The sequence below is a fragment of the Pedobacter panaciterrae genome (genome assembly GCF_013204795.1).
Classification (GTDB): Bacteria; Bacteroidota; Bacteroidia; order Sphingobacteriales; family Sphingobacteriaceae; genus Pedobacter; species Pedobacter panaciterrae.
The window spans coordinates 450288-463017 of the sequence record NZ_JABMKW010000016.1; the positions used below are offsets into that span (position 1 = coordinate 450288).

Annotated in this window: 8 protein-coding genes; 6 read left to right on the forward strand and 2 right to left on the reverse strand. The window is 41.8% G+C overall.

Going from position 1 to position 12730, the window contains the following annotated elements; translation table 11 throughout:
- Window positions 1-172: 172 nt before the first annotated feature.
- From HQN86_RS09850 to HQN86_RS09860, 3 genes are all read left to right on the forward strand, one after another.
- Complete coding sequence (locus tag HQN86_RS09850) at window positions 173-1189, forward strand: GntR family transcriptional regulator (RefSeq protein WP_172660813.1); 1017 nt, start codon at window positions 173-175, stop codon at window positions 1187-1189.
- Between the two features lie 9 nt (window positions 1190-1198).
- Window positions 1199-2797, forward strand: coding sequence for a solute:sodium symporter family transporter (locus tag HQN86_RS09855; protein ID WP_172660814.1), 1599 nt, complete (start codon window positions 1199-1201; stop codon window positions 2795-2797).
- 364 nt (window positions 2798-3161) lie between these two features.
- On the forward strand, window positions 3162-4661 hold the full coding sequence (locus HQN86_RS09860) for a serine hydrolase (protein WP_172660815.1): 1500 nt from the start codon (window positions 3162-3164) through the stop codon (window positions 4659-4661).
- Here the strand turns inward: HQN86_RS09860 and HQN86_RS09865 are convergent.
- The gene (locus HQN86_RS09865; protein WP_216854367.1) at window positions 4658-5116 is read right to left on the reverse strand and encodes an SRPBCC family protein; all 459 of its coding nucleotides are present in this window, start codon (window positions 5114-5116) and stop codon (window positions 4658-4660) included. The genes HQN86_RS09860 and HQN86_RS09865 overlap by 4 nt on opposite strands.
- 131 nt (window positions 5117-5247) lie before the next feature.
- Between HQN86_RS09865 and HQN86_RS09870 the strand changes: the two genes are divergently transcribed.
- The 3 genes from HQN86_RS09870 to HQN86_RS09880 all read left to right on the forward strand — a co-directional run bounded on the left by HQN86_RS09870 (window position 5248) and on the right by HQN86_RS09880 (window position 11485).
- Window positions 5248-6285, forward strand: coding sequence for a bifunctional transcriptional activator/DNA repair enzyme AdaA (locus HQN86_RS09870; protein WP_172660816.1), 1038 nt, complete (start codon window positions 5248-5250; stop codon window positions 6283-6285).
- Between the two features lie 81 nt (window positions 6286-6366).
- On the forward strand, window positions 6367-7776 hold the full coding sequence (locus tag HQN86_RS09875; RefSeq protein ID WP_172660817.1) for an MFS transporter: 1410 nt from the start codon (window positions 6367-6369) through the stop codon (window positions 7774-7776).
- A gap of 73 nt (window positions 7777-7849) precedes the next feature.
- The gene (locus HQN86_RS09880; protein ID WP_172660818.1) at window positions 7850-11485 is read left to right on the forward strand and encodes a CheR family methyltransferase; all 3636 of its coding nucleotides are present in this window, start codon (window positions 7850-7852) and stop codon (window positions 11483-11485) included.
- Between the two features lie 50 nt (window positions 11486-11535).
- Here HQN86_RS09880 and HQN86_RS09885 read toward each other — a convergent pair whose 3' ends face one another.
- On the reverse strand, window positions 11536-12723 hold the full coding sequence (locus HQN86_RS09885) for an efflux RND transporter periplasmic adaptor subunit (RefSeq protein ID WP_172660819.1): 1188 nt from the start codon (window positions 12721-12723) through the stop codon (window positions 11536-11538).
- Window positions 12724-12730 lie beyond the last annotated feature (7 nt).

Genomic DNA, 12730 nt, shown 5'->3' on the forward strand with positions numbered 1-12730 from the left:
GCTGTTCTATTATTAAGTAAATATAAAGGAAGTTTTTTTATAATTGCAAATTTTACTTTCATAAGTGCCTTAATTTGTATTTAATGATTAACTAAAAATTATTACCTTGTGAAATAAAAACTAAAACAAACATTTTTTATACCTATAGACTAGTGTAGCCCAACCTATCAATATGATAACCATTTTTGAAAAAATACAGGAACTTGAAGAAGTACCATCCTTTTCCAAACACGAGCAATTTGTACAGGGTATAATTAATGCTATCGACGAAAGAATCATTTCTAAAGGAGAGGCGCTGCCTTCTATAAACGTCCTGATCAAGGAACTTGGTTTTGCAAGGGAAACCGTAATGAAAGGATACAGAGAACTCATCAGCCGCGGAATAGTGGAGTCAAAAAACAGACTTGGCTATTTTGTTGCAAATGACGATACTGAACAAACCTTAAAGGTGGCACTGCTTATGTACCTTATCGACTCCTTTCAGGAGCAGTTCTACCGGAACTTCAGAAACGAACTGGGGCCAAATGTACATATCGATGTTTTTTTTCACCATGGCAACATCACCATGTTCGAAACCATGCTGAACATGATTAAAGGAAAGTATGGGGTGTATGTGATTTCACCTATACCACATCCAAAAACCAAACATCTGCTGGACATGCTGCCGAGCAACAAGTTCATTATGTTCGACCGCTATGAACCGCTTAAAGGCGAGTTCAACTACATTACTCAGGAATTTGAACAGTCTACCTATAGAATATTGGCAGAATTGGCAGATACCATAAAGAAATTTGATGAAATGATCTTTTTCCACGTACCTGGCTCTCTGGATCCGGTTGAGATCATTAAATCATTTAAAAAATTCACTAAAGATTTTAAGGTAAACGCCAGGATATTAAACGAATATGAGCCCGGCAGCGTAGAAAAGGGAAAGGTTTATTTTACCCTAAACAACTCCGAAATATGGAAAATACTTAAAGATTGCGAGGCAAAACAGTTACAGCCTGGCAAAGACATAGGCATCCTGTCGCACAACGACGAGGTGGTTAAAGAAATCATTGGTGGTGGCATCACCACCTACTCTGCAGATTTCTCTTTAATGGGTATAAAAGTGGCGCAGGCGGTATTGAAAAAGGAAAAAGTACAGGAAACAATTCCTACCGTACTGATCAGAAGAAAATCGCTATAACCTGCAAAAATGAATGCGACAGCCTTTATCACCTTTATTGTTGTTACCTTTCTTGTAGGGGTGATTTCCTGGTTCAAAACCAGAAGGCATAAAATAACTACCTCTGCAGGTCTCTTTCTGGCCAACCGAACCTTAAGCTTTACCGCTGTAGGCAGTGCTTTGTTTTTTACGAACATCAGCGCCGCAGAATTTGTTGGCAGCAGTGAATCGGTATATGTGAACAACATGACGGTAATGGCCTGGGGAATAAGCTCAGTATTTGCCATGCTGGTTGTTTCTGAATTTGTGATCCCCGTTTATTTAAAGGGTGCCATGTCTACCACTCCCGATTTTCTGGAAAACAGGTATGATCCGGGAACAAAGAAATTGGTTTCCTTCCTGTTCCTGATCAGCTACATGGTAAATCTGCTTCCTATTGTGCTTTACAGTGGCGCTGTAGCATTGAATGGCTTGTTTCATTTTTCTGATATATGGCACATCAGTTATGGAAGCAGCATCTGGATTCTGGTATGGTGCATAGGTCTGGTCGGCAGTTTATATTCTATTCTGGGAGGTTTAAAGGCCATCGTGATCTCTGACCTGGTTTTAGGCATCTGTATGTTTACCGGAGCATTATTACTGGCTTACTTCGGACTAAGCCATGTAGGCAACGGTAACCTTCAGGAAGGCATACACACCATCCTCACTTCAAAAACGGAACATTTTAATTCCATAGGGACATCTGCAGATGCAGTCCCTTTTTCTACCATATTTACAGGCATGATCCTGATGAACCTCTTTTATTGGGGAACTGAACAGGTTATTGTGCAACAGGCATTGGCGTCGTCTGATCTCGAAACCAGCCAGAAAGGCATTGCCCTTGCCTGTGCCGGAAAGCTGCTTGGGCCCCTGCTTTTTATTTTGCCCGGAATAATTGCCGTTCATATGTACAGCAGCATGCAAAACACTACCGAGGTATTTTCAAGGGTGGTAAGTGATGTATCTCCGCCCATACTAAGTGGCTTTATTGCCGCAGTTATTTTTGGCGCTGCAATCACTTCCTTTTCGCCTGGTTTAAACAGCGCCAGCACCCTGTTCACCTTAAATTTGTACAAACCTTTTAAAGAGAAGAAAGGAAGAACCGTTACAGAAGCCGATTTGCTAAGAAACTCTAAAAGATTTGAGATGTTTGCCTCTTTACTGGCTATGTTCATTGCCCCGCTAATCATTTTCTCAAGCGATACCTTCTACACCTTTATGCAGAAGATAAATGCGGCCTTCAGCATCCCCATTTTCACCATTATGTTTGTAGGCTTTGTAACTAAAAAAGTTCCTCCGATCGCTGCTAAAGTAGGTCTTGGATTTTGTTTTACCGGCTACATCCTTACTCAGATTGTATTCGATACAGGCATCCACTTCCTGCATATCCTGGCCATCCTCTTTTTGCTAACAACCACCATCATGCTAATCATCGGAAAACTGTTTCCTATGGAAAAGGCTTATATGGCACAGAACAAACAGGTTGTAGATCTAAAACCATGGAAGAACCGCCACTGGGTTAACGGGCTGCTATTACTGATCATGATCCTTTTATTTGTGCTGTTCTCCAGATCAGGAATTGCAACCTAAATTAACGGTTTTCAACAGTCAGGTAAGCACTTCCACAGTAAGCAAACCGCCAAGAGAACTGCGCAACTGACTTAATGCTCTGGTCATATGGTTGTCAACCGTCTTTGTCGAATGTTCAGCCTTTGGGCAATTTCTTTGTGACTCAGGTTTTTTTCTTCCCTGCTGAGTTTATAAACTGCACTTCTCTGGCAAAATTCCCACAATTGAGTTGATCTGCTGAAGCAATTCTTTATGCGCTAAACTTCCATAGGCTGAGGGATCTCACACATTCCCGTTATCTCGACGTTAGGAAATCCCCAAGCCTTACTAATCAAAACAACACAATTACAGATTTATGTATATTTGATATACAAGCCCTAAACCAATGAACCACAAGTCATTAACCACAACCATCCAAAAGATCTTTATAATCCTGCTTTTGCTTGTCCCATACCTTTCTTTTAGCCAACAAACAGATTCAACCCATCTCGATCAGTTTATTGCAAAACAGGTAGCCGACTACAAAATCCCTGGCCTTGCCATCGGCATAATCAAAAACAATAAAGTAATCTTTAAAAAAGGATATGGTGTAACCAGCACAGCAAAAGGATTTCTGGTAAACACCCAAACTATTTTCCCCATATCATCCTGCACAAAAGCCTTTACCGCTGCTGCACTGGGCATACTTGTAGATGATGGAAAAATCAACTGGGATGACAAAGTCATTAAATACCTCCCGGATTTTAAATTGAGCGACCCATGGATTACCAAAGAACTTACCATTACCGATATTTTAAGTCACAGATCTGGCTTAAAAACATTTGATGGCGACCTGCTTTGGTACGGCACAAAAAATACCAGACAAGATATCGCAAGGTTAATCCGTTACTCACCAATCCGAACCAATTTCCGCACAGATTTTGCTTACCAGAATATCATGTACCTTGTAGCGGGGCTTGTTGTTGAATCCGTTACCGGAAAAACATGGGACGAATTTTTAAAAGAAAGGATTTTCAACCCCCTCAAAATGACGGGCACCGCTACCAACAGGGATTCCATAACCAGCGAAAGTAATTTTGCCCTACCACACATCCAGAATAAACCGATTAAACCACTCAACATGTACAACATCAGCCCTGCGGGCGGTGTAGATTCAAATATCGACGACATGCTGATCTGGATGCAGATGCTGCTTGCACATGGCCGAATTGATGACACCACCTTATTAGCCGATGGCACCATTAATACCTTAACAAGTGTCAAAACACTGTTCTCCATTAATAAAGACGATGGCTATGGACTAGGCTGGTATATTAAACACACCAAAAACGGTAAAGTAATTAACCACAACGGTGGGATGCCGGGTTATATATCCAGCGTAGTGTTGCTTCCCGACAGCAGCTCTGGAATAGTCATCCTTACCAACAAAATATCTCAGATCAACGATGAGCTGGTCAAAGCAATTACCGGCTACATGACCCGAAATAACACATTTGACTGGAAAGAAGCCGACAAAGAAATGTCTGGAAAAAACACCGTTTTCGATTGGGATAAGAAAAGAAAACCTCAGCCTAAAAAGAGTGCTTTAATACCCAACTTTAGCCGCTATGAAGGGGAATACGAAGACACAGCTTATGGTAAAGCGGTGATCAGACGAGAAAAAGGAAAACCTTTTCTGGAATTGCTTCCCACAAAGGAGCTCTTTTCGGGCTTTTTACATCACATAGACGCAGATCACTGCAAAATCATCTTTAACGATCCCTTTGTACCCGAGGGTGAAGTAATTTTTATAAGGGATACGGAAAAAAAAATAACCGGGTTCAAGCTAAACATCGATTCAAACGACTTCCTCTTTGACGATCTGGAATTTGATAAAATCCCTTAATTTTTCGCAAACTTGTCTGCTATTAGATTCAGATTGATGCCATGCTCCAGATAGGCCTTCAGCCCATCTACCACAGTAGTAAAGCCACCGCTTGCGCCATTGATCTCTGCAAGCAGTTCATCACCGGTTGTCTGAAAACCATACTGCGTAATGGTAACATACGTAGTGCCTTCAGTCAATGCCTCAAATTCAAAATCTACGGGAGTTGAATATTGATCCCACTCAACAGCTATTTTTTTATTCGGCACAATTTCTTTAACCCGCACAGCGCTGGAAACATTATACATTTCCCATTCCCAGGTAATTGTTTTGCCCTGCTCTAGCCTGCCACTTCCTTTGGTAAACCAAAAATGCTTGGTGATCTCAGGATCAACAAATGCTTCAAATACTACAGCCACCGGCCTTCTGATTAGCATCTGCGCCTGTACGCTTGGTATTTTATTTTCCTTCTCCATATTATAAATATAACAATTATCCGCGCCAGGTCTGTAGAAAACTGCTTAGGTTTAAGAACAAAAAAATACTTGTCCTGTTTTCGGTTGTTCGCTACACCCAACTAAGCTAATTTTGAAGAAAAAGAAACAGAATGCTGACCAACGAAATCATGTACAACGCCATCCTTAAAAAAGACATCACTTTTGAGGGGACTTTCATAACGGCAGTTAAAACTACAGGCATATTTTGCAGACCTACCTGTACCGCAAGAAAACCAAAGGCAGAAAATGTGGAGTTTTTTAAAACGACCAGCGAAGCCATACGCAAAGGCTACAGACCTTGTAAAGTGTGCAACCCCCTTGAAAAAATTGGAGAGACCCCTGATTTTATTAAATCGATCCTCGACGAATTAAACGCAGATCCATCTTTAAAATTTAAGGACTGGGACCTCATTCAAAAAGGTATTGAGCCCAGCAAAATCAGAAGGTGGTTCCTTAAAAATCATGGCATTACCTTTCATGCCTACCAACGGATGTTTCGGATCAATTCTGCATTTAAAAGAATCCAGGATGGCCAGGCCATTACCACCGCCGCATTTGATGCCGGGTATGAATCGTTAAGTGGTTTTGGTGATTCCTTTAAAGCGATCTTTGGCGTTTCTCCTTTAAACAGCAAAGATAAACAGGTAATTAATATCACCCGATTAGAAACACCACTGGGAACTATGTTTGCCTGCGCCGTTAAACAAGGCATCTGCCTTTTAGAGTTTACCGATCGAAAAATGCTCGAGACGGAATTCAAAACACTCGCAAAACAATTAAATGCCACTATCATTCAGGGCAGCAACCACCACTTCGATCTGCTAAAGCAGCAGCTTGATGAATATTTCGCTGGCAACCGAAAACAATTTTCAGTGCCCCTGTTTTCACCCGGAACAGAATTTCAGCAGTCTGTATGGCAAATTCTGCAGGAAATCCCTTATGGCGCAACGCGCAATTATAAGCAACAAGCCCTGACTTTAAATAAACCCGAAGCTGTTCGCGCAGTGGCAAATGCCAATGGAATGAATAGAATCTCAATCCTGATTCCGTGCCACAGGGTAATTGGCACTGACGGAAGCTTGACCGGCTACGGCGGTGGACTGGCTAGAAAAAAGTGGCTGCTCGAGCTCGAAAAATCAAACTCCTGATTTCTTAATTAAAAATGCATTTCATTCATTCATATCAGAATGAGCGGGATCTGCTGTGCCTAAAAAACAGATTAGACGATCATGAAAAAGAAAAAAAATAACTCAAAATGGCTTGCATTGGTAATCGTTTTAACCGCGCCAATGCTCTATGTAATAGATATTTTCATCATCAATATGGCAATACCGGGTATTAAAGCCGGAGTGAATGCTAGCGACGGAGAAGTACAGCTGGTGATAGCAGGCTATTTGCTGGGAAGTGCGGCTTTTCTGATCATTGGCGGTCGCGCCGGAGACTACCTTGGCAAAAAGAAAGTACTGTTCTGGGGCCTTTTCCTCTTCACATTAACCTCCTGCATCTGTGGCATTACACAAACGGCCCTACAACTTAACATTGCCCGCTTCTTTCAGGGCATCAGCTCCTCTATCATGGTTCCTCAATCCATTGCTTTTATACAGGTGCTGTTTACCGATCCTCAGGAGCGGGCAAAAGCAATAGGCTGGTACGGTGTTACCCTCAGTATTGCTGCTATTATAGGCCAGATATTGGGCGGATACCTGGTAGACAAATCTTTCTTGGGAATTGAGGGCTGGCGGTTGATCTTTTTGATAAACCTTCCCATAGGAATTGCAGCGTTATGGGCAATATCGAAGTATCTAACCGAGACAGTTAAAGACACCATGCAAAGCTTCGATTATTCCGGCGCAATGATTTTAACTGCAGGACTATTTTGCCTGATCTATCCGCTTGCAGAAGGCCGCGAAGCTGGATGGCCCTTGTGGAGTATAATCATGATACTGTCGTCGGCCCTTATTTTTGCCTGCTTCATTCGCAATCAAAAGAAAAGGCTGTTGCTTAACAGCGCTCCTTTAATAGATGTCTCGCTTTTTAAACTAAGGGAATTCAACATTGGCCTGCTCGCGGTATTGTTCCATTTCATGATGCATACGGCCTTTCTACTAATGAGCGCGGTGTATCTTCAGAACGGTCTTGGCTTATCTGCCTTAGATTGCGGTTTGTATTTCGTATTACATGCAGTGCTTTTTATGATATCGGCAATGCTGGCGTCTAAGCTGATCGTTAAATTTGGGAAACGCGTCTTGCAATTGGGCGTGGCCATTATCATGGTATCCTTTATGCTCCAGATCCTGCTTTTTAAACCGCAGGTAAGCGGGTTATACGTCATTTTACTCATTGGACTCTACGGTCTGGGCAACGGACTTGTCCTACCCTCTCTGCTTACCATTGCATTAGGAAGCATCCCAGCAAAATTTGCAGGCGTTGCTGCCGGCATCTTTTCCACCTTCCAGCAAACCGCTTCAGCCCTGGGGATCAGCATTTTGGGGGGCGTATTTTATTACGAAATCAGCACAAATAAGGCCAACCCCGATTACCTTAAAGCTTTCGATTATGGTATTGCCGCCAACATGGCCTGCCTTTGCTTAGTATTATACATGCTTTACCTCATCCCTAAACCCATTAAAGCCAAATAATGACGGGATAACCATTAATATTGATTATCTTTGAGTAGGCAGCGATAAGTGTATCGTCGTCGAATTTGACTTCATGACCAGACTAAAAAAAACAGAACTCGAAATTTCTGACGATCAGTTCCCTGTAGTGGGAATTGGGGCTTCAGCAGGAGGACTAAAAGCCATAAGTCGATTTTTAAAGGCCATCCCGCCGAAGTCTGGAATAGCTTACGTATTTGTTCAGCACTTAAGTCCTGATCATGAAAGTTCCCTACCGAAATTGCTTCAGAAAATATCAAAAATCCCCGTACATCAGATAACAGACGACATCCATTTGGAACCGGACAACTTTTATGTTATCCCAGAAAACAAGATCGTAACCGCTACAGATGGAGTGCTTAAACTCTCATCACTCGACGATAAACGCTATAAAGTAAAAGTAATAGACCGCTTTTTCTCTTCACTGGCCATTGTGCACCAGGGTTATGCAATAGGTGTAGTCTTATCGGGCTCATTAAACGACGGCACCCTGGGTTTAGAGGCAATTAAGGCCTATGGAGGAATCACCTTTGCACAGGATGAAGATTCTGCAGAGTATAACGAAATGCCTGCAAGTGCGATAAAAGCTAAAACAGTAGATTTTGTATTAAACCCTGAAAAGATTGCAGTGCATCTTCTTACCATTAATGCACCTTTTTACAATAATCATATCAATCCCTCCGAAGATAAAGGTTCAAGGGACGAAGCGGTTTTCAAGCAAATACTTACATTACTTCGGGTACGCAGGGGGGTAGATTTTTCATTCTATAAGTCAAGCACTTTAAAAAGGCGCATTGTACGTAGAATGGCCTTAAAGGGAACTGACAAACCGGAAGTCTATTTATCCGTTCTGCGCGAAAAAAAGGACGAACAGGACGCGCTATACAATGACATGCTCATTTCTGTTACTAATTTTTTCCGTGACCCGGACATCTTCGAAACCCTGTGTACCACTGTGCTCTCTTCGATCATAGATCAGAAGAAAAACGGTGAACCCTTACGGATCTGGATTGCAGGCTGCGCGACCGGAGAAGAAGCGTACTCTATGGCAATCTGTTTAACAGAACAATTGGGTGATAAAGCTTCTGCAATGAAAATACAGATCTTTGCTACTGATATTTCTGAAACGGCAATTAACAAAGCACGTACCGGCGTTTACAGACCTACCGATATTGAGGGTGTTTCGGAGTCTCGTCTGCGTCAGTTCTTTAATAAAATTGACGGCAACTATCAGGTCAGAAAAAGCATCCGGGACATGTGTGTCTTTGCACATCATAACTTCTTAAAAGACCCACCTTTCTCCAGACTTGACTTAATTACCTGTCGCAATGTTTTAATCTATCTCGAACCGGTATTGCAGAAAAAAGCAATTACGGCCTTTCATTATGCCCTGGCCAATCATGGTTTTTTAATGTTGGGAAAATCAGAAAGTATTGGCAAAGACTCAGATCTTTTTCTGCCATACAACCATGCAGGCAAAATTTTTCAGCGGATCGGCATTCCCGGCAGGATTATGCTGGTAACCACACAGGGTAGTGAACAGAATTTTAAAAATGTTGACACCAGTGCACGTAAAGGAGCCGAAGAACCGGATATTTCTAAACTTGCCGACCAGGTGGTACTGGCTAAATTCTCACCTTCTGGAGTGCTGGTAAGCGATAACTTCGACATTATTCAGTTTAGAGGAAAAACAGATGCCTGGCTCGCCCCGTCCCCTGGAAGAGCTAGCTTAAACCTGCTAAAAATGGCAAGAGAAGACCTGGTTTTTGAACTCCGGAATTTATTGCAGCAGGCAAAGAAAAATCAAACTCCTGTGGGAAAAAAGAATGTGATCTTCAACCTGAATGAACAGCAGGAATTTGTTGATATAGAGGTTACCCCGCTTATAAAACCTGAAAGTGTCCATTACCTGGTCTTGTTCCAAACCAGTTTTTCAGCGGTCCGTAAAAGGCCTTTATCAAAAGTCGGAAAACGGGTTGAAAGTGACAAAGACCTGAGGTTAAAGCAGCAGGAAATGGAGCTAACCCAGCTTAGGGCAGAAATGAGGAATGCAACAGAAGAACAGGAAGCGGCACATGGGGAACTGCAAAGCGCAAATGAGGAGCTGCTTTCTGGTAGTGAAGAGCTACAGAGCTTAAACGAAGAACTGGAAACTTCAAAAGAAGAGCTGCAAAGCACAAACGAAGAGATCAACATCATTAACAATGAACTCACCGGACGTAACCAGGAACTAAACAATGCAAGGGTATACACAGAAGCCATCATAAATACAATTCGTGATCCGTTGATTATTCTGGATAAGGATTTAAGGGTAAAAAGGGCTACGGATGGATTTTACACCAAGTTTCATGTCACTAAAAAAGAAACGGAAGGTGAATATTTCTATGATCTTGGTGACCGGCAGTGGAACATTCCACTACTCCGCGATCTGCTGGAGAACATCTTGCCGGAGAAAAAAATCTTAACTGATTTTGAGGTGAGCCATATTTTCCCAACAATTGGTCTGCGCATCATGAGTTTAAACTCAAGACTACTGGATGGCTTAATATTATTGGCCATTGAAGATATTACGGATAAACGTAAGGTTGAACAAGGCCTGGCTGAAGTGGAGTTGCTATTTAAAGAAAGTAAAGAACGGTTAAAACTTGCCGTAGAAGCCGCAGGTTTAGGCACCTGGGATTACAATACACTTACCGACGAATTGATATTTGATGGCAGGTCTAAAGAACTTTTCGGCCTTAAGCCTAATCATGACATCACTTATCAGCAATTCATAAATATGATCCATGTTGATGATCGTGCTGATGTAGACAAAACCCTGAAACAAGCGCTCACTGGCATCAATAATGGCGAGTACGAAAAGGAATTCAGAACATCAGAAAACCTAGATAAAAAACTCAAATGGGTTAAGTTTAAGGGTAAAGCGTATTTTAATGCAAAAAATGAGCCTTATCGCTTTGTTGGAACATCATTAGATATTACTCCCCAAAAGATGCATGATCAGGCGATAAAAGAATTGTTGCAACACAAAGATGATTTTATCAGTATTGCCAGTCATGAGCTAAAAACACCGCTGACTAGCTTAAAAGCATCGATGCAGCTGATCAACAGGTTAAAGGACGATTCCTTTTCTGACAAGCTGAATTCATTGATTGCCATGTCGACCAGGAGTTTAGATAAAGTAAGTATATTAATAGAGGACCTGTTAAATGCCAGCAGGATTAACCAGGGTCATCTTGAGCTTAACAAAACGCAATTCAATATTGCTAAAATGGTTGATGATTCGTGTTATCACATTCGTGCAGCAAATAAATATTCGATAATTACCACAGGTGATTTAACCCTGGAAATTTATGGAGATAGCGACAGGCTTAGTCAGGTAGTGATCAATTTTGTGAATAACGCCATTAAGTATGCCCCCGAAAGTAAAGACATTACCATTTCTATTGACAAACTAAAAGAGAACATCCGGGTTTCTGTAAGCGACAAAGGGCCTGGCATTCCTGAAGAAAAAATACCTCATTTGTTTGAACGGTATTACCAGATAGATAGCAAAAATGCCGCTTACTCTGGCCTGGGGCTAGGCTTATTCATCTGTACCGAAATCATCAAGAAACACGATGGAAAAATAGGCGCTGACAGTAACCTGGGCCAGGGCAGCACATTTTACTTTACACTACCTATAAAATAGCGTTAGCGAGTGTGCTGTAGCACACTCGCTTGCAACATGGCAACTTTACCCTAATGCCCGTGCCCGGCCTCTTCACTGTTTTTCAATTTCGACAGCAAATCATAAGTTCCTTTTAAAACCACCTTTCCATTTACAGCGACACCTTCCGGAATCTGGACCTCTAAATACCCGCCATCATTTACCCCAATACTTACTTCTACCATTTTAAAATAATACATCCCTTGTTTCTCCGAACCTTCTGAAACAAAGATGTATTTCTTACCTCCAAAATCAACTACAGCACTATTCGGCAATGCCTGCACTTTACTAGTACCCGTTTCAATATATGCTTTAAGGTATGCTCCCGGAATAAAGCTGGTGCTTCCTTTTGAAATGGCATGAACAGTAATCGTTTTATCGGAATTAATTTCCCGACCAACCAAATCTACCACTGCAATTTGCTCTTCCGTATCATTGGCCATAGAAAAACGAACCCGTTGACCTGCCTTAACTTTCGAAGCGTCTCTTTCAAATACATTCAATTCAACATGCAAATTAGCGCTATTTACGATCTCAAACATCGCATCATTCGGATTCACAAACTTTCCTGTATTCACATTTACTTTAGTTACATAACCCGTAATTGGCGAATAAATATTGATCTGGCTCCTAATATTAGCGGCCGACAAACTTGCCGGATTAATGTTGATCAGCTGCAACCTTTGTTTCAACGCACTTTCTCGTGCCAGCATACTTTGAAACTGCGCACGTGCCTGCTGCAATGTTTTCTTTGCATTTACATTCTGCTCTGCAAGTGTTTGTTGTCTCTTATATTCCGAATCGGCAAGTTCCAGCTGGCTCTTGCTTTCCAGGTAATCTTGCTGTAACAAGACATATTCCTGATTTTGCAAAACGGCAATCACTTGTCCTTTACTAACGGTGCTTCCCTGCAGCAACGGAGTCGATTTTACGATTCCTCCCATTTGCGTAGTAACACTCACCAGATTTTGTGGCGGCACATCAATAAAGCCATTAACCTTTAACAAGCCACTTAAATCTTTCATTTCCGGCGACCCTAGTGCGATGCCTGCAGTCTTATATTGTGCAGAGGTAAATTCCACGGTATTTTCATCCTCATGGTTTACGCCTGCTGTTTCTTTAACTGCTGTTGTTTCTTCTGATTTCGGTGTATTCCCTCCGCATGAGGTTAAAACCGCAGCAAATAGGACGTAAATGGTCACTTGAATAGTTCTTTTCATTTTCTTA

Coding starts and splice junctions, on each gene's coding strand:
- HQN86_RS09850 (WP_172660813.1), top strand. CDS start 173: ATGATAACCATTTTTGAAAAAATACAGGAACTTGAAGAAGTACCATCC.
- HQN86_RS09855 (WP_172660814.1), top strand. CDS start 1,199: ATGAATGCGACAGCCTTTATCACCTTTATTGTTGTTACCTTTCTTGTA.
- HQN86_RS09860 (WP_172660815.1), top strand. CDS start 3,162: ATGAACCACAAGTCATTAACCACAACCATCCAAAAGATCTTTATAATC.
- HQN86_RS09865 (WP_216854367.1), bottom strand. CDS start 5,116: ATGGAGAAGGAAAATAAAATACCAAGCGTACAGGCGCAGATGCTAATC.
- HQN86_RS09870 (WP_172660816.1), top strand. CDS start 5,248: ATGCTGACCAACGAAATCATGTACAACGCCATCCTTAAAAAAGACATC.
- HQN86_RS09875 (WP_172660817.1), top strand. CDS start 6,367: ATGAAAAAGAAAAAAAATAACTCAAAATGGCTTGCATTGGTAATCGTT.
- HQN86_RS09880 (WP_172660818.1), top strand. CDS start 7,850: ATGACCAGACTAAAAAAAACAGAACTCGAAATTTCTGACGATCAGTTC.
- HQN86_RS09885 (WP_172660819.1), bottom strand. CDS start 12,723: ATGAAAAGAACTATTCAAGTGACCATTTACGTCCTATTTGCTGCGGTT.